This window comes from Streptomyces sp. SID13031 (assembly GCF_010548305.1).
Taxonomy (GTDB): Bacteria; Actinomycetota; Actinomycetes; order Propionibacteriales; family Kribbellaceae; genus Kribbella.
Genome location: NZ_JAAGLV010000001.1, coordinates 928,895 through 953,472, shown reverse-complemented (window position 1 = coordinate 953,472; position 24,578 = coordinate 928,895). Strand labels below are relative to the sequence as shown.

Below are 24,578 nucleotides of genomic sequence, written 5' to 3'. Positions count from 1 at the left end.
CCTTGTGCACGACCTGAGCGTTTCGGGGCCGGCAATCCACTCAGGTGGTGCACAAAGTCGCCGACCCGACACCTCCAACAGCCCCAGAGGCGGCCGGCTCGCACCCGAGCGCCCTGTCTGAGGGGTTAGCCCCCAAGACGGTGGGTTGCCCCGCGAGATTCTGGCCAGGCAACCCACCGTCTGAGGGGTTGACCCCTCAGACGGCTTGCCACAGGAGCGGCCGATCGGCGATCGCTCATGCGCGACGCAAGAGCGGCGGGCTCGGGCGGGTGGCGGTAGTGCGGCGACGTAGAAGGGCGACCCGGTGGTACTAGCGGAGCAGTGGGTCGATGGCTGCGGCGATGAAGAGCAGGGCCAGGTAGATGTTGGAGAAGTGGAACAGGCGCATCGGGCGGAGGGCAGGGCCGTCAGCGCCGGTGTTGGCTCGGGCCAGGAGGGCGAAGGCTTCGCGGAGGAAGACGACGCCGAGGATCACTGCCGCCAGGGGGTAGACCCAGCCGGTGCCGCCCACGGGCCAGAGGGCCATCGAGGTGACGACCATGAGGATCGAGTAGGCCAGGATCTGGCGGGCCGTCTGGACGGCGGTGGCGACTACGGGGAGCATCGGGACGTCTACCGAGGCGTAGTCCTCGCGGTAGCGCATCGCCAGCGCCCAGGTGTGCGGCGGGGTCCAGAAGAAGACGACGCCGAAGAGCACCAGCGGGGTCCAGGCCAGCGAGTTGGTGACCGAGGTCCAGCCGATCAGGGTCGGGAAACAACCCGCGATCCCACCCCAGACGATGTTCTGTACGGTCCGGCGCTTCAGCACCATCGTGTAACCGAACACGTAGAACGCGTTCGCGGCGAGCGCCAGCAGGGACGACAGCCAGTTGACCAGCAGGCCGAGCTCGATCGTCGCCAGGATGCCCAGCACGATGCCGAAGACGGTCGCCGAGCGCGGGCTGACCGCGTGCCGGGGCAGCGGGCGGCGGCGGGTCCGGCGCATCTGCTGGTCGATGTCGCGGTCGAGCACGCAGTTGATCGTGTTCGCGCTACCGGCAGCGAGGATCCCGCCGACCAGGGTGGCGGAGACGACGCCGAGCCCGGGGACTCCCCCGGCGGCCAGGAACATCACCGGCACGGTGGTGATCAGCAGGAGCTCGATGATGCGCGGCTTGGTCAGACCGACGTACGCCTTGATCACGTCGCGCACCGAAGGAGCGGCAACCTCGAGGGCTGGGTCCATCGGCAGCGGCGCCGGGTACGCCGTCGTCGCGGCTGGACGCGGATCGACGGCCGTCACGAACACCTCGAAAACAGTGGGTTGACGCCGGGGACCGGCGCTGACGGTTCGACAGTCTACGACGCCCCGTAGGAGTCGCCGACACCCACCCATACCGGGGTGTCGGATGTGATCTGACAGACGCCCGGAGCAGCTGGGGAACAACGACAGGCCGGTTCCGGTTGCGGAGGTATGAAGGGCTCGGGACGCCCGGGCGAGTAGGCTCGCTCACGGTGACGCGCGGGGGCGCGACGGCGTCGGACGCTACCGTCCGGCCGGACCCTCGGGCGTCAGTAACTGCAGTGTCAGCAGCCATCGAGAGGAGCGCCGCCGGCGTGACGGAGAAGACCAGCCCCAAGCTTGACTGGACCGAGCTCGACAAGCGCGCGGTCGACACCGTGCGGGTCCTCGCGCTGGACGCCGTGGAGAAGGTCGGCAACGGCCACCCCGGTACTGCGATGAGCCTCGCCCCCGCCGCGTACCTGCTGTTCCAGAAGGTGATGCGGCACAACCCGGCCGATCCCCACTGGGCCGGCCGTGACCGCTTCGTACTGTCGGCCGGGCACTCCAGCCTGACGCTCTACATCCAGCTGTACCTGGCCGGCTTCGGCCTCGAGCTGGACGACCTGAAGTCGTTGCGCACCTGGGGCAGCGCGACCCCGGGCCACCCGGAGTACAGCCACACCCCCGGCGTCGAGACCACCACCGGTCCGCTGGGCCAGGGCGTCGGCAACGCGGTCGGGATGGCGATGGCGGCCCGCCGCGAGCGCGGCCTGTTCGATCCGGAGACGGCCAAGGGCGAAAGCCTGTTCGACCACAACATCTACGTGATCGCCTCCGACGGCGACCTGGAGGAGGGCGTCTCCTCCGAGGCCTCCTCGCTGGCCGGTCACCAGCAGCTCGGCAACCTGACGCTGATCTACGACGACAACAAGATCTCGATCGAGGACGACACCAACATCGCGTTCTCCGAGGACGTCGCCGCCCGCTACGCGGCGTACGGCTGGGACGTCCACGACGTCGACTGGACCAACGGCGGCTCGGGCTACGAAGAAGACGTGCAGGCCCTGTACGACGCGATCGAGGCGGGCCACGCGGTCACCGACAAGCCGACCTTCATCCGGCTGCATACGATCATCGGCTGGCCGGCCCCGACGAAGCAGAACACCGGCAAGATCCACGGCTCGGCCGCCGGCGCCGACGAGGTCGCCGCGACCAAGACGATCCTCGGCCTCGACCCGGCGAAGGCCTTCGACGTCGCCGCTGACGTGATCGCCCACACCCGCGGCGCGCTCGACCGGGGCAAGTCGCTCCAGGACGAGTGGACGATCAAGTACGACGGGTGGCGCCAGGCCTCCGCCGAGCAGGCCGGGCTGTTCGACCGCCTCGCCAAGCGTGAGCTGCCGGCCGGCTGGAAGGACGTGCTGCCGAGCTGGGAGGCAGACGCCAAGGGTGTCGCCACCCGCTCCGCCTCCGGCGAGGTGCTCACCAAGATCGCGCCGGAGCTGCCCGAGCTCTGGGGCGGTTCGGCCGACCTGGCCGGTTCGAACAACACGACTCCCAAGGGCCAGCCGTCGTTCATCCCGGCTGAGCACGCCACGAAGGAGTTCCAGGGCAACGAGTACGGCCGCGTCCTGCACTTCGGAATCCGCGAGCACGGCATGGGCTCGGTGCTGAACGGCATCGCCCTGCACGGCGGCACCCGGCCATACGGCGGTACTTTCCTGGTCTTCAGCGACTACATGCGCCCGTCGGTCCGGCTGGCCGCGCTGATGAAGCTGCCTGTGACCTATGTCTGGACGCACGACTCGATCGGTCTCGGCGAGGACGGCCCGACCCACCAGCCGGTGGAGCACCTGGCCTCCCTGCGGGCGATCCCGGGACTGGACGTGGTCCGCCCGGCCGACGCGAACGAGACAGCCGCCGCCTGGGCGACGATCCTCGAGCACACCGACCGCCCGGCCGGCCTGGTGCTGACCCGGCAGAACGTTCCGACCTATCCGCGCGGTACGGACGGCTACGCCACCACGGAGAACGTGCACAAGGGCGGGTACACGCTGCTCGACACCGACGGCACGCCCGACGTGATCCTGATCGGTACCGGCTCGGAGCTGCAGCTGGCCGTCGAGGCGAGCAAGACGCTGGCAGCCGAGGGCATCAAGGCCCGCGTCGTCTCGCTGGTGTCGCGCGAGTGGTTCGACGAGCAGGACGACGACTACCGCAACTCCGTCATCCCGGTCGGCGTGCGGGCCCGCGTCTCGGTCGAGGCCGGTATCAAGCTCGGCTGGCGCGAGCTGGTCGGCGACGCCGGGCGCAGTGTGAGCCTGGAGCACTACGGTGCTTCGGCCGACTACCAGCGGCTGTACACGGAGTTCGGCATCACCGGCGACGCCGTCGTGCAGGCCGCGAAGGACAGCATCGCCGCGGCGGCCGAGCTCGGTGGCAGCGGTGTAGCGGCAGGACGTGCCGCGGCCGGACCGGTTGGACCGGCCGACTCCAACGCCACCAACTAAGCAACCACAGCAGAACATTCGGAGGGCTTCGGACATGACCGATCGTTTGAAAGACCTCGCCGATGCCGGCGTTTCCATCTGGCTCGACGACCTGTCCCGGCAGCGGCTGACCAGCGGCAGCCTGCAGAACCTGATCCACGACCAGCACATCAGCGGGGTGACCACCAACCCGACGATCTTCGCCAAGGCCATCTCCGACGCCGACGCGTACGCCGAGCAGGTCCAGCGGCTCGGCGCCGAGGGCGTCTCGACCGACCAGGCGATCCGGGTGATCACCACCGACGACGTCCGCGCCGCCGCCGACCTGTTCAAGCCCGTGTACGACGACACCGAGGGTGTCGACGGCCGGGTCTCGATCGAGGTCGAGCCGGGCCTGGCCCGGGAGACCGAGAAGACGATCGCCCAGGCCAAGGAGCTATGGGCGACCGTCGGCCGGGAGAACGTCTACGTCAAGATCCCGGCGACCAAGGAAGGCATCCCGGCGATCGCCGAGACGCTTGCCGCGGGCATCAGTGTGAACGTGACGCTGATCTTCTCGCTGGACCGCTACAAGGCCGTCGTCGACGCGTTCCTGACCGGTGTCGAGAAGGCGATCGACAACGGTCACGACGTGACCAAGCTGGGCAGCGTGGCGTCCTTCTTCGTCAGCCGGGTCGACTCCGAGGTGGACAAGCGACTCGATGCCATCGGCACCGATGAGGCGAAGGCGTTGAAGGGCAAGGCCGCGATCGCGAACGCGCGGCTCGCCTTCGAGGCGTACGAGGAGATCTTCTCCTCCGACCGCTGGCGCGAGATCGAAACCGTCGGCGCCAAGCCGCAGCGCCCGCTGTGGGCATCGACGGGTGTGAAGGACCCGGCGTACAAGAACACCATGTACGTCGAGGAGCTGATCACCAGCGGGGTCGTCAACACGATGCCGCAGGCAACGATCGACGCGTTCGCCGAGCACGGTGACGTCCCCGGCGACACCGTCCGCGCCGACTACGACGGTGACCGCAAGGTGATCGCGGACCTCGAGGCGCTCGGCATCTCCTACGACGAGGTCGTCCAGGTGCTCGAGGACGAGGGCGTCAGCAAGTTCGAGGTGTCCTGGACCGAGCTGCAGAACACCGTCACGGCGGCGCTGAAGGCGGCCGCCAAGTGACCACACCCGCTGTCTCCACCGCGAACGGCGAGTGGGCCGAGACGATCGACCGGCTGGTGTCGGAGAAGATCGCCTCCCGGATCGCCGCGAAGGACGCCACCATCTGGGGTCCGGACGCCGAGGCCGAGTCGGCGATCCGGCTGAACTGGGTCGACCTGCACGACACCTCGCGACCGCTGCTGGCCGAGATCGAGGCATTGCAGGCCGATCTGCGAGCCGAGGGCCTGGACCGGATCGTGCTGGCCGGTATGGGCGGCTCGTCACTGGCCCCCGAGGTCATCACCCGTACGGCGGGCGTCGAGCTCGTCGTACTCGACTCGACCAACCCGAGCGTGATCGCCCGGGCGCTGGCCGGCGACCTGCAGCGCACCGTGATCGTGGTGTCGAGCAAGTCCGGCGGGACTGTCGAGACCGACAGCCAGCGGCGCGTGTTCGTCAAGGCGTTCACCGACGCCGGGATCGACGCGGCCACGCGGGTCGTCGTCGTCACCGACCCGGGTTCGCCGTTCGAGAAGTTGGCGGCCGACGAGGGGTACCGCAAAACCTTCTTCGCTGACCCGAACGTCGGCGGCCGCTACAGCGCGCTGACCGCTTTCGGGCTCGTCCCTTCGGCTCTGGCCGGGGCCGACGTGGCTGAGCTCCTGGACCAGGCCGCCGAGGCGGCTCCCGCGCTTCAGGCCGACTCTGCCGACAACCCGGCGCTCGTGCTGGGCGCAGTACTGGCTGCCAGCGCGGGCCGGGACAAGGCGATCGTGGCCGCGGACGGCTCCGACATCGTCGGGTTCCCGGACTGGGCCGAGCAGCTGATCGCCGAGAGCACGGGCAAGAACGGCAAGGGCGTCCTGCCCGTCGCCGTGAAGGGTGTCCACGCTCCCGAGCTGAACAGCGACTGGTCGGACATCGTCCACACGCTGCTGGCTGACAAGGCGACCAGCGGCGTGCCAACCGCTCTGACGTCGGGTTCGCTCGGCGGGCAGTTCCTGCTGTGGGAGACGGCGACCGCGGTGGCCGGCTACCTGCTCGGGATCAACCCGTTCGACCAGCCGGATGTCGAGAGCGCCAAGAACGCCGCCCGCGGTCTGCTGGACGCACAGCCCGAGCCCGAGGCGGCTGCCTTCACCGATGGCGCGATCGAGGTCCGTGGGACCGACGGTCTGCTGGACGGTGTCGATACCGTCCAGGGTGCGCTCAACTCCCTACTCGGCCAGTTGGCCGACGACGGCTACGTCGCCGTGATGGCCTACCTCGACTCCGCGCGCGACGAGAAGCTCGTCGCGATCCGGCCCGCCCTGGCGAGCCGTACGCAGCGTCCGGTCACCTTCGGCTGGGGTCCGCGCTTCCTGCACTCGACCGGCCAGTACCACAAGGGTGGCCACCCGCAGGGCGTCTTCCTGCAGATCACCACGTCGGAGTCTTCCGATGTGGAGATCCCGGACCGTCCGTTCAGCTTCGGCACGCTTATCTCGGCGCAGGCCGCGGGTGACGCCGGAGTCCTGGCCGAGCGTGGCCGCCCGGTACTACGGCTGCACCTCACCGGCCCCGCCACCGGTGTCGCGCAGTTGATCTCCCTACTCGATGCATCTGATAAAGCGGAGGACGGCGGCGCATGACCGCAGAGCTCGACGAGGAGTCGACCGGCCCGGTGAACCCGCTGCGGGATCCCCAGGATCGCCGGCTCCCGAGGATCGCCGGGCCCTGCAGCCTGGTGATCTTCGGCGTCACCGGTGACCTGGCCCGCAAGAAGCTGATGCCCGCGGTGTACGACCTGGCGAACCGGGGCCTGTTGCCGCCCGGCTTCGCCCTGGTCGGCTTCGCCCGGCGCGACTTCACCAACCAGGACTTCGCCCAGATCGTGCACGACTCGGTGAAGGAGCACGCCCGGACGCCGTTCCGCGAGGAGGTCTGGCAGCAACTGGCCGAGGGCTTCCGGTTCGTGCCGGGTGACCTGACCGACGACGCCGCGTTCGAGCGACTGCGCGAAACGGTGGACGAGCTGGACGTCAACCGCGGTACCGGTGGCAACCACGCGTTCTACCTGTCCATCCCGCCGGGGCTGTTCCCGCAGGTCGTGCAGCAGCTGAGCGAGCACGGGCTGACCAAGGAGAACCCGGGCTCGTGGCGCCGGGTGGTGATCGAGAAGCCGTTCGGGCACGATCTGAAGAGCGCTCGTGAGCTGAACCACGTGGTCGAGTCGGTCTTCCCGCCCGAGGCGGTCTTCCGGATCGACCACTACCTGGGCAAGGAGACCGTCCAGAACATGCTGGCGCTGCGGTTCGCCAACGCCATGTTCGAGCCGGTCTGGAACAGCCACTACGTCGACCACGTGCAGATCACGATGGCCGAGGACATCGGCATCGGCGGCCGCGCCGGGTACTACGACGGTATCGGCGCCGCCCGCGACGTGATCCAGAACCACCTGCTCCAGCTCCTCGCCCTGATCGCGATGGAGGAGCCGGTCAGCTTCGACGCGTGGTCACTGCGGCAGGAGAAGAAGAAGGTGCTGGCGGCCGTCAGGCTGCCTGAGCGCCTCGACCTGCACACCGCCCGCGGTCAGTACGCGGCCGGCTGGGCAGGCGGTACGAAGGTCAAGGGTTACCTGCAGGAGGACGGCATTCCGAAGGACTCCGCGACGGAGACCTTCGCCGCCCTGCGCGTCGACGTGGACACCCGCCGCTGGGCCGGCGTCCCGTTCTACCTGCGGACCGGCAAGCGGCTCGGCCGTCGCGTCACCGAGGTGGCCGTGATGTTCAAGCGCGCGCCGCACCTGCCGTTCACCAAGACGGAGACCGAGGAGCTCGGCCAGAACGCCCTGGTGATGCGGATCCAGCCCGACGAGGGCATCACGATGCGGTTCGGCGCCAAGGTGCCCGGCACGATGATGGAGATCCGGGACGTGAACATGGACTTCGCGTACGGCGGCTCGTTCACCGAGTCGTCGCCGGAGGCCTACGAGCGGCTGATCCTGGACGTCCTGCTCGGCGACCCGCCGTTGTTCCCGCAGCACACCGAGGTGGAGCTGGGCTGGAAGATCCTCGACCCGGTGATCAACTACTGGGCCGCGCAAGGCAAGCCGGAGCAGTACGACTCGGGCGCCTGGGGCCCGTCGTCGGCCCACGAGATGCTCGCCCGCGACGGACGCGCCTGGAGGCGGCCATGATCATCGACCTCACCGGTACGACGTCGAGCGAGATCGCGTCGGCGCTGCTGAAGGCCCGCCGCAACGCCGGTTCGCCGGCGATGGGCATGGTCGGCACGATCGTCGTGGTCGTCGACGAGTCGTCGCACCACGACGCGATGAAGGCGGCGAACGAGGCCGGTCGCGAACACCCCTCGCGGGTGCTCGTGGCGATCCTGCGTCCCGGCCGGGGCCCGGGCGGCCTCGACGCCGAAGTACGGGTCGGTGAAGGGATCCCTGGCGAGGCGGTGCTGCTGCGACTGCACGGCGAGCTCGCCAAGGTGCCCGAATCCGTCATCACGCCCCTGCTGCTGCCCGACTCCCCCGTCATCGTCTGGTGGCCGGGTGGCGGGCCAAAGGTGCCGCACGAGGACCCGCTGGGAGCACTGGGCCGCCGCCGGGTGACCGATGCGGCCGCGACCCGCCGAGCCGTCGTCGACTTCCCTGCGCGCGCCGAGGGCTATGCGCCGGGCGACACGGACTTCGCATGGTCGCGGTTGACCCCGTGGCGGGCCCTGATGGCCGCTGCGCTCGACCAGTACCCGACGAATGTCAGCGGCGCCGAGGTGGTGTCCGTCAAGGGCAACGCGAGTGCGGATCTGATGGCCGCCTGGCTGCAGTGCCGGCTGGGCGTACCGGTGGAGCAGCGCAATTCGCGCGGGCCTGGCATCACCGCAGTACGGATGTTCACACCGGCCGGTCCGATCGCGTTGACGCGGCCGGACGGCGCGGTGGCGACGTTCAGCATCCCCGGTCAGCCTGACCGGCCGGTGGCGCTGAAGCGGCGGAACACGTCCGAGCTGCTCAGCGAGGAGCTGCGGCGCCTCGACCCGGACGATGTGTACGCGCAGACGCTGGCGTGCATGGTCAAGCGGGAGAAGATGCCCGAGTCGGCGAAGATCGTCAGCGAGGCCGACCGGCGCTCCGCGCAGAGCGCCGCCGAGAAGGCAGCACACCGTACTGCGAGCGTCTCGGGCAAGGCGGCTTCGCCGGCGCTCGAGGCGAAGGCAGCCGGGGCCGGCCGCAAGGCAGCAGCCAAGAAGCCGGCGGCGAAGAAGGCCTCGTCGAAGGCGCCCGCGGCCAAGAAGGCGAGTGCGGCGGCGAAGTCGGCGCGCAAGTCGGTGGCCGTCAAGAAGGCGGTGGCGGCCAAGAAGTCCGCGCCGGCGACGAAGGCTGCCGCGAAGAAGACGGTATCGAAGAAGAGCACGAGCAAGAGGGTGGCCGGCCGGTCATGAGTGAGACTGCGTTGAATACAATTCCCACCCCACCGCCCCGGTCGATCCTGATCAACCGCGACGCCGAGGGCCTGGCCCACGCCGTCGCGGCCAGGCTCATCACCAAGCTGATCGACGTCCAGAGCAACGGCGGGGTCGCGCAGGTCGTACTGACCGGCGGCCGCGTCGCTGCGGTCATCTACCGGGCCGTGGCGGAGTCCCCGGCCCGGAGTGCGATCGACTGGCGCCGGGTCGAGTTCTGGTGGGGTGACGAGCGTTTCCTGCCCGAGGGCGATCCGGAGCGCAACGACACCCAAGCGTGGGACGCGTTGCTGTCCCACGTTGACGTCGATCCGGCATTGGTGCACTCGATGCCCGCCGACACCGGCCAGGGCGCCGAGGCGGCCGCTGAGGCGTACGCCGTGACCCTGGCGGCGACGGCCGGACCGGACGACGGCGACGGCGTACCGGCGTTCGACGTACTGATGCTGGGTGTCGGGCCGGATGGGCACGTGGCGTCGCTGTTCCCCGAGAACCCGGCGCGGGTTGTCGTGGAGACCTCGACGGTGGCGGTCTTCGACTCCCCCAAGCCGCCGCCGACCCGGGTGTCGCTGACCTTCCCGGCGCTGGCGAACTCGCGGGAGACCTGGTTCGTCGTATCCGGCGAGGACAAGGCGGAGGCGGTCGCCGATGCCCTGTCCGGCACCAGCGACCTCCCGGCCGCGATCCCGAAGGGCCTGGACCGGACCCTCTGGATCATCGACGAAGCTGCTGCCTCACAAGTTTCCTAGGGCGATCTTGGCGAGTGGGACGAAGAGGGTGCCGGGCAGCAGTGAGCCGTCGTGGCGGTTCTTCACCTCGGTGATCAGGAACTCGACGTCACCCTTGCGGAAGAAGAGGATGCCGTTGGCCGCCCTCGCCTCGTCGCCGAGCTCCGCCACCGGCTCGCCGCCTTCGCCGATCGACGGCCGGATCAACTCCTCGGGACCGACGGTGATCATCACGTTGTTGCCGTTGCCGGCCGTCGCGTCGAACTCGCAGTGGCCGCCCTTGTCGGGCTCGGCGCCGAAGGAGTCGAACACGCCCTCCTCCGTCGGCTCGCCGAGGGTCTTCGCGGCGTCCTCCTTGGTGATCAGCTTGCAGGGGTCCGGGAACTTACCGCCGCCCTGCTCCCCCGCGTGCTTGCTCGCCTCATTCGTCGGTTGGTTCGTCGGTTGATCGGTCGGTGTGGCCTGGGTCGTCACCTCGGTGTGGGCCGCCGTGCAGCCGGCCAGCGCGAACGCCAGCAACGTCGTGGTCGCGAAAACTTTGATCATGTGCTTTCCCCCGCTTAGCTTCTTCACCCGCTGATCGTCGCCCGCGGGCCGTTTCAGGGCCATCTCACCCGCCTCTCACCGGGGGACTGTTCGACGGCCGCCGAACGGTCCGGGTGGCACGATGGCCGCTATGACGACCTTCCGAGAGCTGCACAGCGCGACCACCGGATTCGTGATGCCGAACGCCTGGGACGCGGGCAGCGCGGTCCTGCTGGCCGAGGCCGGCTTCGCCGCGATCGCGACCACCAGCGCCGGGATCGCCTTCTCGCTCGCCAAGGGCGACCACACACTGCCCGATGGGGCGCCGTCGGTCTCCCGCGAGCAGATGTTCGAGCGCATCCAGCAGCTCACCGAGGCTTCCGGCGTACTGGTGAACGGCGATCTCGAGGACGGGTACGGCGCAAGCCCCGAGCGGGTCGCCGAGACGATCACCCTCGCGCGCGAAGCAGGCCTGGCCGGCGGCAACATCGAGGACTACGACGGACGGACCCTGTACGCCGAGTCGCTGTCCGTCGAGCGCATCGCCGCGGCCCGCGCAGCAGCCGGCCCCGACTTCGTCCTGACCGCCCGTACCGACGGCCAGCTACTCAAGACGCCAACCAGCCTCGCGGACTCGATCCGCCGCGCCAACCTCTACCGCGAAGCCGGCGCCGACTGCCTCTACATCCCCGGCGTCAACGACCTCGACACGATCGCCACCCTGGTCAAGGAGATCAGCGGCCCCCTCAACGTCGTGATCGGCCTGGGCGCCAGCACCCTCACCACCCACGACCTCCTGGCCGCCGGCGTCACCCGAATCAGCCTCGGCGGCAGCATCGCCAGAGCAGCCCTCGGCTTCATCCGCGCAGCCGCCCAGGAACTCCAGACCACCGGCACGATGACCTTCGCCACCCACCAGATCCCCCAGGCCGAACTCAACAACTTGTTCGCCCAGCACACGTCAGCCGGAGAATCCGCCTGACAGGTCAGTTTTTCAGATCTTGTGGGAGAACCGAGGCAGCGCCCGGGCTGTCTTCGACAACCGGGCGCTGCTGGGGTACCAGAGTCAGAAGATGATCTCGCCGCGGGCGCGGCGGGCGCGGAGCTTCTGCAGGGCCTCGTCGAGGATCTCCGCGGCCTCTTGCTCGCTGCGGCGCTCCTTCACGTACGCGAGGTGCGTCTTGTACGGCTCGATCTTGGTGGGGGGCGGCGGGTTGTTGACGTCGGTGCTGGTCGGCAGACCGCACCTCGGACAGTCCCAGGCCGCCGGGACGGCCGCCTCCACCGCGAACACCGTCGCGGTCTCGTGCCCGTTGGCACAGAAGAAGACGACCCGCTGGCGGGGCGCGGTGTCGCCGCGCTCCGCCTCACCCATCGGTCCGGCACCTACCCGGCTGCCACGAATAGCACTGCCACCACCAGCCACGGGATCTACTCCCTCTCAGCCGAGCTTGTACAGCAGGCCGAGCCCGACGATGGCCGCGAACCAGATCAGGCCGATGCCGATCGTGATGCGGTCCAGGTTCCGCTCGGCTACCGATGACCCGCCCAGGCTGGACGAGACACCGCCTCCGAACAGGTCGGAAAGGCCGCCACCGCGGCCTTTGTGCAGCAGCACGAGCGCCGTGAGGATCAGGCTGCAGATGATGACGACGATCGAGAAAGCGAGAATCACGAGGAGTAGCCTAACTGAAGGTCCAGGTAACGGCAGATACCGGCGAACTCGTCCACCTTGAGGCTAGCTCCGCCCACCAGGCAGCCGTCGACATCCGGCTGGGCCATGATGCCACCTGCACTGGCCATCTTCACCGACCCCCCATAAAGAATCCGTACCGAGTCGGCCACTGCCGGTGAAATCTCCTCCAGCCGGCCCCGGATCGCCGCACAGACCTCCTGCGCGTCCTCGGGGGTGGCGACCTCGCCGGTACCGATCGCCCAGACCGGTTCGTAGGCGATCACGATCTTGCGGACGTCGTCCGGCTTCAGCCCGGCGATCGCGCCCTCGATCTGGCCGAGGCAGTGCTCGACGTGCCCCTCGGCCTTGCGGATCTCGAGCCCCTCGCCGACGCAGACGATCGGGGTGATCCCGGCCGCGAGCGCCTTGGTGGCCTTGGCGTTCACGGTCGCGTCGTCCTCGCCGTGGTACTGCCGGCGCTCGGAGTGGCCGGCCAGCACGTAGCTGCAGCCGAGCTTCGTCAGCATCGCCGCCGAGATTTCGCCCGTGTACGCGCCATCGTCGTTCACGGAGATGTCCTGCGCGCCGTAGACGATCTTCATCCGGTCGCCGTCGACGAGCGTCTGGACGCTGCGGATGTCGGTGAACGGCGGTAGTACCGCCACCTCGACCCGCTCGAAGTCGTGCTTCTTGTCCTGCAGCGTCCAGCTCAGCTTCTGCAGCAGGTGCACGGCCTCGACGTGGTTGACGTTCATCTTCCAGTTGCCCGCCATCAACGGCGTACGGGCGGCCGAAACCTCAGAGCCAGCCATTCCTTGTTACTCCTCTTCCAGAACAGCGAGACCCGGGAGCTCCTTGCCCTCCAGGTATTCCAGCGACGCGCCGCCACCGGTCGAGATGTGACCGAACTGGTCGTCGGCGAAACCCAGCTGCCGTACCGCGGCCGCCGAGTCACCGCCACCGACCACACTCAGCCCATCCACCTCGGTCAACGCCTGCGCGACAGCCTTGGTTCCACCGGCGAACGCCTCCATCTCGAAGACACCCATCGGGCCGTTCCAGAACACCGTCTTGGCCGCGGCGACCTCAGCGGCGAACGCCTTGGCAGAGTCCGGTCCGATGTCGAGCCCGAGTTGGTCGGCCGGGATCGCGTCCGCGGCGACGACCGTGGCCGGGCTGTCGGCCTTGAACTCGGGCGCGACCACGATGTCGGTCGGCAGCACGATCTCGACGCCCTTGGCCTTCGCGGTCTCCAGGTAGCCCCTGACCGCGTCCAGCTGGTCTTCCTCGAGCAGGCTCTTGCCGACCTCGTGGCCCTGCGCCTTCAGGAACGTGAAGACCATGCCACCGCCGATCAGCAGCTTGTCGGCCTTGGCCAGCAGGTTGTCGATCACGGCGAGCTTGTCCGAGACCTTCGCGCCGCCCAGTACTACGACGTACGGGCGGGCCGGCTCCTCGGTCAGCTTCTTCAGTACCTCGACCTCGGCGAGCACCAGGCCACCGGCCACGTGCGGGAGCTTGCCGGCCACGTCGTACACGCTGGCCTGCTTGCGGTGCACGACACCGAAGCCGTCGCTGACGAACACGTCGGCCAGCCCGGCGAGCTCCTCGGCCAGCGCGCCGCGCTCCGCCTCGTCCTTGCTCTCCTCGCGCGGGTCGTACCGGACGTTCTCGAGCAGCAGTACTTCGCCCTCGTCGAGCTCCTGGACGGCCGCCTGCGCGCTCTCGCCGGTGACGTCGGTGGCGAAGTGCACCTTGACGCCCTCGGGCTGCAGCAGCTCACCGAGCCGCTTGGCGACCGGCGCCAGCGTGAACTCGGGGTTCGGCTTGCCCTTGGGCCGGCCGAGGTGGGCGGTCACGATCACCTTGGCGCCGGCCTTGGCCAGCTTCAGCAGGGTCGGCACGCTGGCCCGGATGCGGCCGTCGTCGCCGATCTGGTCACCCTTGATCGGCACGTTCAGGTCGGAGCGCACCAGCACCCGAAGGCCGGCTACGTCCCCGAGATCTTCGATCGTCTTCACAGTTCAGGGTCCTGTCTCGAAACAGGCTTGCGCCCGAAGGAGGACACCAGGGTCACCTTCGGACGCAAGCTGTGGAAAAAGAACGTCAGAGCGAGGCGCCGACGTAGTTGACCAGGTCGACGAGGCGGTTGGAGTAGCCCCACTCGTTGTCGTACCAGCCGACGACCTTCACCTGGTTGCCGAGCACCTTGGTCAGGCCGGCGTCGAAGATGCAGGAGGCCGGGTCGGTGACGATGTCGCTCGACACGATCGGGTCCTCGGTGTACCGCAGGTAGCCCTTGAGCGCACCCTCGGCAGCAGCCTTGACGGCGGCGTTGACCTCTTCGACCGAGGTCTCACGACCGACGGTGATGGTCAGGTCGGTGGCGGAGCCTGTCGGCACCGGAACGCGCAGCGCGTAGCCGTCGAGCTTGCCCTTGAGCTCGGGCAGGACCAGGCCGATCGCCTTGGCGGCACCGGTCGAGGTCGGCACGATGTTGATCGCCGCGGCGCGGGCGCGACGCAGGTCGGAGTGCGGACCGTCCTGCAGGTTCTGGTCCTGGGTGTAGGCGTGGATCGTGGTCATCAGGCCCTGCTGGATGACGAACTCGTCGTGGATGGCCTTGGCCATCGGGGCGAGGCAGTTCGTCGTACAGGACGCGTTCGAGATGACGGTGTGCTTGTCGGCGTCGTACAGGTGGTGGTTGACGCCCATCACGACGGTCAGGTCCTCGTTCTTCGCCGGGGCGGAGATGATGACCTTCTTGGCGCCGTTGTCGGCGTGCGTCTTGGCCTTGGTGGCGTCGGTGAAGAAGCCGGTCGACTCGATCACGACGTCGGCGCCCACATCAGACCACTTCAGGTTCGCGGGGTCACGCTCGGCGAACGCCTTGAAGCTGTGGTCACCGACGGAGATGTCGGTGTCGGTGGCGGACACGTCACCGGGGAAACGGCCCAGGATCGAGTCGTACTTGAGCAGGTGGGCCAGAGTCTGGTTGTCGGTCAAGTCGTTGACGGCGACGACCTCGATGTCGGCACCGGACGCCTGCACGGCGCGGAAGAAGTTACGGCCGATGCGGCCGAAGCCGTTGATACCTACGCGTACGGTCACGGGACTACGTCTCCTCAGAACTAGCTTTTGAGCACTGCCGCTACGCCCGAAACACTAGCCCAATAGCCCACTCGGCCCACTGGTACCGTCCACATCAGACCACCGTGACTCGCCAGTAGCCACTGGATCAGACCACCCGGACATGCCACGGACCCCGGGAGTTCACCCGGGGTCCGCAGCTCGGTCGGTTCGGTTCGGAGCGGTCGTTCAGCGCTCCACAGCAGGCGTCGCGCCCTGGACTTTGAAGGCGCCGGCGATCCGCGCCTTGGCCCCATTGCCCGGTGCATCAGCGCCGGCCTGCGCGCCTGACGCAGCCTTGCCGCTACCCGCCGGCGCCTGTCCGGACTCGAGCAGCCGCTTGGCGAAAGCAGCATCCCCAGCCTTACCGACACCGAGCACACCGGCCACTGAATCCAGTCGTCCTGGCGCCGTTCTGACCTCGTTGTCCGGCCAGCCCTGGCCGGATGCCTGCGGGTCGGTCGCGACCATCTTGTTCTGCTGCTGGTCGCGGAGTCTGCGCATCTCCTCTTCGCGCTGCATCGCCTTGATCGCGTTCTCGGTCCGGACTCGTTCCAGCTCGGCCCGTGCCGCCGCTTCTTCTCCCTGGGTGCCCATCTGTCCTCAGCTTGTCGTCGGATGGAAGTTCCCCGTACGGCAATCCAAGCAGCGCAGATCTCCCGGTCAACCCGGGTCAGAACACGGTCAGGAAACGATCACGCCGGGTCGAGCATGTCGGGCGTCAGATTGGCCTCGGTGTTGGGGATGCCGAGGTCGGAGGCGCGCTTGTCGGCCATGGCCAGGAGGCGGCGGATCCGGCCGGCGACCGCGTCCTTGGTGAGGGCCGGCTCGTGCAGCTGGCCGAGCTCCTCCAGGCTTGCCTGCTTGTGCTCCAGCCGCAGCTTGCCCGCCACCTGCAGGTGGTCCGGTACGTCGTCGCCGAGGATCTCCAGCGCCCGATCGACGCGTGCGCCGGCCGCGACGGCCGCTCGCGCGGAACGCCGCAGGTTCGCGTCGTCGAAGTTGGCCAGCCGGTTCGCGGTGGCGCGGACCTCGCGCCGCATCCGCCGCTCCTCCCAGGCCAGCACCGACTCGTGCGCGCCGAGCCGGGTCAGCAGGGCGCCGATCGCGTCACCGTCGCGGATCACCACGCGGTCGACGTTGCGGACCTCACGCGCCTTCGAACCGATTCCGAGCCGTCGAGCGGCACCGACCAGCGCCAACGCGGCCTCCGGGCCGGGGCAGGTCACCTCGAGCGAGGAGGACCGGCCGGGCTCGGTCAGCGAGCCGTGCGCGAGGAAGGCACCTCGCCAGGCCGCCACGGCGTCACAGGACGCCCCGGAGACCACCGCAGGGGGGAGACCCCGGACCGGGCGGCCACGGTTGTCCACCAGGCCTGTCTGCCGTGCCAGCGCGTCGCCGTCACGGACCACGCGGACGACGTACTTCGTCTGCTTGCGGATCCCCGACGGTGAGATCACCACGACGTCCGACGGGTGCCCGAAGATCTCGGCGATGTCCTTGCGCAACCGCCGGGCGGCGGCCCCGCTGTCGAGCTCCGCCTCCACCACGATCCGGCCGGACACGATGTGCAGACCGCCCGCGAACCGCAGCACGGAGGACACCTCAGCCTTGCGGCAACAGGGTTTCGTGACCTGGATACTGGTCAACTCGGACTTCACCTGTGCTGTCATCGCCATGAAGTGAATCCTCCCACCGCTGTCAAAGACCCTCGCCTCACCTGGTGTCCAACTGTCAGGAGTGGCTGGTGTTACGGATCTCCGCAACCTTTCATGTCACCGGCCTCGGCAACCTTTCGTCGTACCGGCCTCGTTACTGCTCTGACGAGAGGAGCGTGGGGATGCGAAGACGCGACGAAGCGGACTTCACCGAGTTCGCTGCTGCGGCCATCGGCCGGCTGCGGCGGACGGCGTACCTGATGTGCGGTGACTGGCACCGGGCCGAGGACGCCGCGCAGGACGCGCTGGTCCGGATCTACCGGCGCTGGGACAAGCTCAACCGGCAGCACGGCCTGAACACGTACGCCCACAAGGCCGTTGTCTCGGTCGTGCTCGACCAGTCCAAACGCCCTTGGCGCCGCGAGCACTCGACCGCCGAACCCGACGAGCTCCCCCGCCCCGACCCGGCCATGACGATCGACGACCGGCACCTGGTGATCGCTGCCCTGGAAGGCATCCCGCCCGGCCAACGAGCCTGCGTCGTCCTGCGCCACTACGCCGACCTCAGCATCGAGGAGACGGCCCAAGTGCTCGGTATCACCACCGGCACCGTCAAGAGCCAGACCTCCAAAGGGCTCGTTCAACTCCGCGCGCTTCTCGGCGAAAGGGCAGCATCATGACCGATATCGAAGACCTGCTGGCAGCCGCCGCGGACGACACCCACCGCCCGCCGCAGCACTCCGTCGAGGAGATCGTCGCGCAGGGCCGCCGCTCCGTGCGCCGCCGCCGGATCGGGATCGTCACCACCTCGGTCCTCACCACGGTCGCGGTTGTCGGCGGCATCACCGCCTGGTCGACCACCTTGAACCAGAGCGACGGCCTGGCCGGAACGCCGGAGAACCAGACCATCACGGTCGACGCCAAGACCGGCCGCGTCGTCGACAACGAGTCCGGTACGACGGCCCAAGCGCCGCCGCCGGTGAGTCCGTTGTCCGACGCCGAGGTGCTGAAGCGTTGCAAGCAGTACGACAACGAGTACGTCGAGTCCAACCGGGAACGTGGTTCCAACACCTTCGACAAGGCCGGCACGATCAACGCCCGCTGGACGGTGCTCGTCAAGAGCGGCGACCGGTCGCGCCTGCAGGCGCTCTTCCTCGCACCGGACAAGTCGATCGTCTCCAGCTGCACGATGGAGGGCCCGGAGCGACCGAAGACCAACGGCCGCTACAGCACGACAGAGGGCTTCAAAGTACCCAACGGTCAGGACGACCAACGGCCACAGGCCGTGCAGGCGCATGTCCGGGTCCCCGTCACCGGCGCCGCCCAGGTGCTGGTGAACCTGATCGGCGAGCCCACGCCGCGGCTGGCCCTGGTCGGTCCCGAAGGCTTCTTCACGCTCGGATATCCCACCTGGAGGGATTTTTACCCGCCGTCGCCTAACGCGTCCCCGGAGGACTGGCAGCCGGCCGTGCAGCGGGTCCGGGCGTACGACGCCGCCGGCAAACGCGTGTACGACTGGAAGTACAAGAAGCCCGTACGTCCGACGCCGACCCCGATCCCGGCCGACGTGAAGATCAAGGTCCAGCCGCCGATCATCCTCGACGTCGAGCTGACCAAGGACCCGGAGACCGGCAAGCCGCTCGCGGCGACGCCGCCGGTCAGCCCGGTGAGCGACGACCAGATCCGGACCAGGTGCAAGAAGCCGGACGACTCCTATTTCAAGGACACCAACGGCAAGGCCGATGATCAGCGGACGATCGATGCCGGGAAGATCACGCCCGACTGGAAGGTGGTCCTGAAGACCGGGACCGGCATCGACTTCACTGCGTTGCTTGTCTCCCCCGGCGACAACGTCCTCGCCTGGTGCCACATGTACGACAAGGTCGACTCCTACGACTACGGCCGCTCGGGTGTCCCGGCCACCGGCAAGTTCGGGATCGGCATGGAGTGGGGGCAGGTCCCGGACGGGGTCGCGCAGATCATCGTGGACCTGCCGAAGACCGGTTCGGTCAAGGCACTGATCTCGAACGGCTACTTCATCTGGGGTCTGACCGGCGGGAACTCCGACATCAAGAAGGTCCGGGTCCGCGGGTACGACGCGCAGGGCAAGAAGGTGTACGACGCCAAACATGACGTCGACGCCGATGCCAGTGGCCGTTAGACGAGGAGCTCCCGGTAGACCTTTGCCAGCTTGTCCGGGGCGTGGTGGAGGTGGCGGTCGTCGTCGGCGATGTCGGCGACGACCAGGATGGCGCCGAGGGATTCTGCCGTCCGCGCCAGCGAACCGGGGTCGGGGACGTGACCTTCGTCAGCGAGTACCACGTCGATGCGCAGGTCGGGGGCGTGGGCGGCCAGGACCTCGAGGTGGGTTTCTGGGGAGAAACCGTCGGTCTCGCCCTTCTGCTCGCCGAGGTTCAGGGTGAGCAGGCGTCGGGCGCTGGTCTCCTGGAGACCGCGGGACAGCGCGGGAACCAGCAGGTTCGGGATGACCGAGGTGAACCACGAACCCGGGCCGATCACGACCCAGTCGGCCTCTGCGATCGCGACCAGCGCCTCGGGGCAGGCCGGCGGGTCGGCCGGGTCGAGGGCTACGTCGACCACGTGGCCTTCGGTCGTCGCGACCTCGGCCTGGCCGCGGATCTCGGTGATCCGCTCGGGGTGCTCGGGGTCGAGACCGAGCACTCGTGCGGTGATGTCGAGCGGCACGGCCGACATCGGTAGTACCCGTCCTTGAGCGCCGAGCAGGCGAGCCACCCAGTCGAGACCGTCGACGGTCTCGCCCAGCAGCTCCCACAGCGCGACGATCAGCAGATTGCCGACCGCGTGGTCGTGCAGCTCACCGTCGCTGTGGAAGCGGTGCTGCAGGACGTCGGCCCAGGTGCGGCCCCACTCGTCGTCGCGGCACAACGCGGCCAGCGCCATCCGCAGGTCGCCGGGCGGCAGTACGCCGAGCTCCTTGCGGAGCCGGCCCGACGAACCGCCGTTGTCGGCGACGGTGACGACGGCGGTCAGCTGGTCGGTGACCTGGCGCAGCGCGGACAGCGAGGCGGCCAGGCCGTGCCCGCCGCCCAGTGCGACGACTCGTGGAGCTCGTGTCACTCCCGCCCCAGATCCCGGTGCACTACCAACGTCGGTGAGCCTTTCTCGCGCAACCGTTTCCCGATCTCCTCGGCCATCGCGACGCTCCGGTGTTTTCCACCGGTGCAGCCGATCGCGACCGTGACGAACCGCTTACCCTCGTTCAGATAGCCGGTCCGCAGCGTGTCCAGCACGTCCACATAGTTCTGCAGGAACTGCTGGGCCAGCGGATGACCGAGCACGAAGTCTGACACAGGCTTGTCCTGGCCCGTCATCGGGCGCAGGTCGGGCTGCCAGTACGGGTTCGGCACGAACCGCATGTCGGCCACCACGTCGGCGTCCACCGGGATGCCGTACTTGAAGCCGAACGACACCACGGTCGCCCGCAGCTCGGCGTTCTCCTCATCGCCGAAGCCGTTCACGATCTTCGCGGCGAGCTGGTGGATGTTCAGGTTCGAGGTGTCGATCACCATGTCGGCGCCGGCCCGGATATCGCCGAGCAGCTCGCGTTCGCGCTGGATCCCGGTCAGCAGCCGGCCCTCACCCTGCAGCGGGTGCGGCCGCCGGACGCTCTCCTGCCGGCGCACGATCACGTCGTCGGAGGCCTCCAGGAACAGCGTCACCGGCCGGTAGCCCTTGGTCTTCAGGTCCTGGATCGCCGCTCCGAGCTCGTCGAAGAACATCCCGGTCCGGACGTCCACGACGATCGCCAGCCGGGGCGAGGCGCCGGTGCCGACGACCTGCTCGACGATCGTGGTCAAGAACATCGGGGGCAGGTTGTCGACCACGAACCAGCCGAGGTCCTCCAGTACGTCCGCGACCGAGCTCCGGCCCGCGCCGGACATCCCGGACACGATGATGAGGTTTCCGCTCGACTCGTCCATCAGCTCTCAGTTCTCCCCGTTCGATCCCCGTCGGGCGCACCGGAAAGCTCCGGCACGTCATCGTCCAGTATCTCGCCCGTCGCGGTGTTGACCGACGGTGCGCGGGAAGTGTCGGCCTTCGTTGCTGCGGAGTTCACCGCCAGTACGACGGACTCGGCCGTCCGGCGGCCGAAACCGGGCAGCTCGGCGACCTCGTCGATACTCGCCTGGCGCAGCTTCTTCAGCGACCCGAAATGCTTCAGCAGCGTCTTGCGGCGCACTTCGCCCAGCCCGGTGACCTCGTCCAGCACGCTCTCGACCATCGACTTGGAGCGCCGGTTGCGGTGATGGGTGATCGCGAACCGGTGGGCCTCGTCGCGAAGGCGCTGCAGTAGGTACAGGCCTTCCGAAGTGCGGGAGAAGATGACCGGGTCCTCGTCGTCGGGCAGCCAGACCTCCTCGAGCCGCTTGGCCAGGCCGCAGACCGGGATGTCACCCAGGCCCAGCTCGTCCATCGCCTGGCGGGCGGCCGCGACCTGTGGCGGGCCACCGTCGACGACGACCAGGCTCGGCGTGTAGGCGAACTTCTTCGCCCGGCCGGTCTCCGGATCGATCAGATACGCCGTCGGGTCCTCCCCCTCGGGGATACCGGCCCGGTCCTCCAGCATCCGCTTGAACCGCCGGGTCAGTACTTCGGCGATCGAGGCGACGTCGTTCTGCCCCTCGACGCCCTTGATCACGAACCTGCGGTACTCGCTCTTGCGGGGCAGCCCGTCCTCGAAGACCACCATCGAGGCGACCACCTCGGTGCCCTGCAGGTTCGAGACGTCGTAACACTCCATCCGCAGCGGCACCTCGGGCAGCTCGAGTGCCGTCTGGATCTCCTCGAGGGCGAGGTTGCGAGTGGTCAGATCGCTGGCCCGCTTGGTCTTGTGCATGGTCAGCGTCTGCAGCGCGTTGCGCTCGACGGTCGCCATCAGGTCCTTCTTGTCACCGCGTTGCGGCACCCGGATCGCGACCCGCGAGCCGCGGAACTCTGACAGCCACTCGACCAGCGCCTCCTCCCCCGCGGGCACGGTCGGCACCAGGATCTCCCGCGGGATCGCGTCGGCGCCCTCCCCCGCATACGTCTGCTGGATGAACCGCTCGACCAGGTCAGCGGTCGTCGCGTCTCCGTCGGCCTTGTCCGCGATCCAGCCGCGCTGACCGCGGATCCGGCCGCCGCGGACGTAGAAGATCTGTACTGCGACCTCCAGCGGATCCTCCGACAGCGCGATCACGTCCGTGTCCGTGCCGTCGCCGAGCACGACCGCGTTCTTCGCGAGCGCCTTGTCGAGCGCGCTCAGGTCGTCGCGGATCTTCGCGGCCCGCTCGTACTCCAACTCGGCCGCCGCTGCCTTCATCTCCTTCTCCAGCCGGCGCACGTACGTCGCGGTCTGGCCGGAAAGGAACGCGGAGAAGTCCTCGACGATCTTGCTGTGCTCTTCCTGGGTCACCTGGCCGGTGCAGGGTGCGGCGCACTTGCCGATGTAGCCGAGCAGGCAGGGCCGGCCGATCTGGCGGTGCCGGTTGAAGACGCCCTTGCTGCACGAGCGCATCGGGAAGACCCGGAGCAGCAGGTCGACGGTCTCCCGGATCGCCCAGGCGTGACTGTACGGACCGAAGTACCGGACGCCTTTCTTCTTCGGGCCGCGGCCAACCATCACCCGCGGGTACTCCTCGTTCAGCGTGATGGCGAGCCAGGGGTAGGACTTGTCATCGCGGTACTTGACGTTGAAGCGCGGGTCGTACTCCTTGATCCAGGAGTACTCCAGCTGCAGCGACTCGACCTCGTTGGCCACCACCGTCCAGTCGACCTTGGCCGCGGTCGTCACCATCGTCTGGGTCCGCGGGTGCAGGTTGACCAGGTCCTGGAAATACGACGAGAGCCGGGACCGCAGGTTCTTCGCCTTGCCGACGTAGATCACCCGCCCGGTGGAGTCGCTGAAGCGGTACACACCAGGCGAGTCGGGTATCGACCCGGGAGCGGGACGGTAGGAGGAGGGATCAGCCACCGACCCAGCCTAGTTCGCGCCACGGACAAGTCTCGCCGCACCTCACGGTCGGACGGAGATCGTGTTGCGGGTTGTCCCATACCGCTCGTTTGATCCCCGGTTGGGATGGGCGGGATCCGTAACTTGTCACTCAGGGTTGACGTGCAGGATCCGAGCGTGAGGCAACCGGGCCCACGCAAACTCGAGGGAGCTCCGCCCATGTCCCCAGTGACACCATCCCGTCGATTGAGGGCTGCCGTCGGTGCGTCAGCGGCCGCCGCGCTCGCGGTGACCGGTCTGGTCGCCACCGCGCCCGCGAGCCAGGCTGGTGTGATCGCACCGGACAAGACAGCCGTCACGGTCCGCGGAGTCGGCAGCCCCACCGCGATCCCCGGCAGCTATGTCGTCGTCTTGTCCGGGTCGCGCTCACCCGCGGAGACCCGGGTCACCACGCAGAGCCTGGCGAAGTCGTACGACGCCAAGGTGCGCAAACAGTTCATCGCCTCGATCAAGGGCTTCTCCGCGAGTATGTCGCCGGAGCAGGCACAGAAGATGGCCGCCGACTCGCGGGTCGCGTTCGTCCAGCAGAACCAGAGGTTCGACGCGACCCAGGACAACCCGCCCTGGGGTCTGGACCGCGCCGACCAGCGCGACCTGCCGCTGGACAAGAAGTACGAGCCGTCGGCAACGGCCGAGAACGTCAGCGTCTACGTGATCGACACCGGCATCTACGCCGCCCACAAGGACTTCGGCGGCCGGGCCTCGGTCGGCACCGACACCGTCGGCGACGGGCAGAACGGCGTCGACTGCATGGGCCACGGCAGCCACGTCGCGGGCACCATCGCCGGGACGAACTTCGGGCTGGCCAAGGGCGCGAAGATCTTCGGCGTCCGGGTCCTCGACTGCAGCGGCTCGGGCTCGACCGAGACCGTCGTGGCCGGGATCGACTGGGTGACAGCGAACGCGAAGAAGCCCGCGGTCGCGAACATGAGCCTCGGCGGCGGCGCCGACGCTGCCCTCGATGCGGCCGTGAAGGCCTCGGTCGACGCCGGTATCAGCTATGCCGTTGCTGCTGGCAACGACTCGTCGGACGCCTGCAACGGGTCGCCGGCCAACGCGCCGGTGGCGATCACGGTCGGCGCGACCGACGACAAGGACGTGAAGGCGAACTTCTCCAACTGGGGCAAGTGCGTCGACTTGTTCGCACCGGGCGTCGACATCGAGTCGGTCGCCATCACCGCACCGGACTCGACCACGAAGATGAGCGGTACGTCGATGGCGTGCCCGCACGTCGCCGGCGCCATCGCCCTGTACCTGAGCGCGCACCCGGATGCGAAGCCGGCCGAGGTCACCACCGCACTGCTCGGCACGACGACCCTGGACAAGGTCAGCGACCCGGGCACCGACTCGCCGAACAAACTCCTCTTCGTAGGCGCCGCCGACCCGACCGCCACCACCTCCCCACCCGCTCCGCAGTTCGGCGGTTAACCGCTGAACTGGTGGGTTGTCACCCCTGAATCCGAGGTGCCAACCCACCAGC

General features: G+C 68.5%; 22 protein-coding genes. 10 read left to right on the top strand and 12 right to left on the bottom strand.

Going from position 1 to position 24,578, the window contains the following annotated elements; translation table 11 throughout:
* Nucleotides 1-310: 310 nt before the first annotated feature.
* On the bottom strand, nt 311-1,225 hold the full coding sequence (locus G3I17_RS04115; RefSeq protein ID WP_203589741.1) for a heme o synthase: 915 nt from the start codon (nt 1,223-1,225) through the stop codon (nt 311-313).
* Between the two features lie 371 nt (nt 1,226-1,596).
* Here G3I17_RS04115 and tkt point away from each other — a divergent pair, with 371 nt between their 5' ends.
* From tkt to pgl, 6 genes are read left to right on the top strand one after another with little or no spacing between them, the layout of a single operon-like run.
* Nucleotides 1,597-3,774: a transketolase gene (tkt, locus tag G3I17_RS04110; protein WP_164594082.1), complete on the top strand. Its 2,178-nt coding sequence runs from the start codon at nt 1,597-1,599 to the stop codon at nt 3,772-3,774.
* A gap of 34 nt (nt 3,775-3,808) precedes the next feature.
* Complete coding sequence (gene tal, locus G3I17_RS04105; RefSeq protein WP_164594080.1) at nt 3,809-4,918, top strand: transaldolase; 1,110 nt, start codon at nt 3,809-3,811, stop codon at nt 4,916-4,918.
* The gene (locus G3I17_RS04100) at nt 4,915-6,528 is read left to right on the top strand and encodes a glucose-6-phosphate isomerase (protein ID WP_164594078.1); all 1,614 of its coding nucleotides are present in this window, start codon (nt 4,915-4,917) and stop codon (nt 6,526-6,528) included. The genes tal and G3I17_RS04100 overlap by 4 nt, the downstream gene beginning before the upstream one ends.
* Nucleotides 6,525-8,075 (top strand): glucose-6-phosphate dehydrogenase, encoded by a 1,551-nt coding sequence (gene zwf / locus G3I17_RS04095; protein WP_164594075.1) that lies wholly within the window; start codon nt 6,525-6,527, stop codon nt 8,073-8,075. Before G3I17_RS04100 ends, zwf begins: the two co-directional genes overlap by 4 nt.
* On the top strand, nt 8,072-9,328 hold the full coding sequence (locus tag G3I17_RS04090; RefSeq protein WP_164594073.1) for a glucose-6-phosphate dehydrogenase assembly protein OpcA: 1,257 nt from the start codon (nt 8,072-8,074) through the stop codon (nt 9,326-9,328). Before zwf ends, G3I17_RS04090 begins: the two co-directional genes overlap by 4 nt.
* Nucleotides 9,325-10,098: a 6-phosphogluconolactonase gene (gene pgl, locus G3I17_RS04085; RefSeq protein WP_164594071.1), complete on the top strand. Its 774-nt coding sequence runs from the start codon at nt 9,325-9,327 to the stop codon at nt 10,096-10,098. Before G3I17_RS04090 ends, pgl begins: the two co-directional genes overlap by 4 nt.
* Here the strand turns inward: pgl and G3I17_RS04080 are convergent.
* Complete coding sequence (locus G3I17_RS04080; RefSeq protein WP_164594069.1) at nt 10,084-10,623, bottom strand: DUF3558 family protein; 540 nt, start codon at nt 10,621-10,623, stop codon at nt 10,084-10,086. The genes pgl and G3I17_RS04080 overlap by 15 nt on opposite strands.
* Nucleotides 10,624-10,753: 130 nt before the next feature.
* On the opposite strand from G3I17_RS04080, the gene G3I17_RS04075 reads away from it, so the two are divergent.
* Entirely contained in the window at nt 10,754-11,584 is an 831-nt protein-coding gene (locus G3I17_RS04075) for an isocitrate lyase/phosphoenolpyruvate mutase family protein (protein WP_164594067.1), read from the top strand.
* Between the two features lie 84 nt (nt 11,585-11,668).
* Here the strand turns inward: G3I17_RS04075 and G3I17_RS04070 are convergent, their stop codons facing one another.
* The 7 genes from G3I17_RS04070 to whiA form a co-directional block, all read right to left on the bottom strand.
* A complete protein-coding gene (locus G3I17_RS04070) occupies nt 11,669-12,028 on the bottom strand; it encodes an RNA polymerase-binding protein RbpA (RefSeq protein WP_164594065.1) in 360 nt (119 codons plus the stop codon).
* A 15-nt stretch (nt 12,029-12,043) separates the two neighbouring features.
* Nucleotides 12,044-12,277, bottom strand: coding sequence for a preprotein translocase subunit SecG (gene secG, locus G3I17_RS04065; protein ID WP_164594063.1), 234 nt, complete (start codon nt 12,275-12,277; stop codon nt 12,044-12,046).
* Nucleotides 12,274-13,089 (bottom strand): triose-phosphate isomerase, encoded by an 816-nt coding sequence (tpiA, locus tag G3I17_RS04060; protein ID WP_164594061.1) that lies wholly within the window; start codon nt 13,087-13,089, stop codon nt 12,274-12,276. Before tpiA ends, secG begins: the two co-directional genes overlap by 4 nt.
* A 6-nt stretch (nt 13,090-13,095) precedes the next feature.
* Entirely contained in the window at nt 13,096-14,298 is a 1,203-nt protein-coding gene (locus G3I17_RS04055; protein WP_164594059.1) for a phosphoglycerate kinase, read from the bottom strand.
* An 85-nt stretch (nt 14,299-14,383) separates the two neighbouring features.
* Nucleotides 14,384-15,388, bottom strand: a complete 1,005-nt coding sequence (gene gap, locus G3I17_RS04050) for a type I glyceraldehyde-3-phosphate dehydrogenase (RefSeq protein WP_164594056.1) — start codon at nt 15,386-15,388, stop codon at nt 14,384-14,386.
* Between the two features lie 207 nt (nt 15,389-15,595).
* Nucleotides 15,596-16,003 carry a hypothetical protein gene (locus G3I17_RS04045; protein ID WP_164594055.1) on the bottom strand — a complete coding sequence of 136 codons (408 nt, stop codon included), beginning with the start codon at nt 16,001-16,003 and terminating at the stop codon, nt 15,596-15,598.
* Nucleotides 16,004-16,101: 98 nt separating this feature from the next.
* Nucleotides 16,102-17,085, bottom strand: coding sequence for a DNA-binding protein WhiA (gene whiA / locus G3I17_RS04040; RefSeq protein WP_164594052.1), 984 nt, complete (start codon nt 17,083-17,085; stop codon nt 16,102-16,104).
* 161 nt (nt 17,086-17,246) lie between these two features.
* On the opposite strand from whiA, the gene G3I17_RS04035 reads away from it, so the two are divergent.
* Together G3I17_RS04035 and G3I17_RS04030 are read left to right on the top strand one after the other, a co-directional pair.
* On the top strand, nt 17,247-17,744 hold the full coding sequence (locus tag G3I17_RS04035) for a SigE family RNA polymerase sigma factor (RefSeq protein WP_164594050.1): 498 nt from the start codon (nt 17,247-17,249) through the stop codon (nt 17,742-17,744).
* On the top strand, nt 17,741-19,225 hold the full coding sequence (locus tag G3I17_RS04030) for a hypothetical protein (RefSeq protein ID WP_164594048.1): 1,485 nt from the start codon (nt 17,741-17,743) through the stop codon (nt 19,223-19,225). The genes G3I17_RS04035 and G3I17_RS04030 overlap by 4 nt, the downstream gene beginning before the upstream one ends.
* Here the strand turns inward: G3I17_RS04030 and yvcK are convergent.
* The 3 genes from yvcK to uvrC are packed head-to-tail and all read right to left on the bottom strand — an operon-like array spanning nt 19,222 to nt 23,059.
* On the bottom strand, nt 19,222-20,163 hold the full coding sequence (gene yvcK, locus G3I17_RS04025) for a uridine diphosphate-N-acetylglucosamine-binding protein YvcK (protein WP_164594046.1): 942 nt from the start codon (nt 20,161-20,163) through the stop codon (nt 19,222-19,224). The two genes, G3I17_RS04030 and yvcK, sit on opposite strands and share 4 nt — an antisense overlap.
* Entirely contained in the window at nt 20,160-21,026 is an 867-nt protein-coding gene (gene rapZ / locus G3I17_RS04020) for an RNase adapter RapZ (protein ID WP_164594043.1), read from the bottom strand. The genes yvcK and rapZ overlap by 4 nt, the downstream gene beginning before the upstream one ends.
* Complete coding sequence (gene uvrC, locus G3I17_RS04015; protein WP_164594040.1) at nt 21,026-23,059, bottom strand: excinuclease ABC subunit UvrC; 2,034 nt, start codon at nt 23,057-23,059, stop codon at nt 21,026-21,028. Before uvrC ends, rapZ begins: the two co-directional genes overlap by 1 nt.
* 225 nt (nt 23,060-23,284) lie before the next feature.
* On the opposite strand from uvrC, the gene G3I17_RS04010 reads away from it, so the two are divergent.
* Entirely contained in the window at nt 23,285-24,526 is a 1,242-nt protein-coding gene (locus G3I17_RS04010) for a S8 family peptidase (protein WP_239062099.1), read from the top strand.
* The last annotated feature ends 52 nt before the right edge of the window (nt 24,527-24,578 follow it).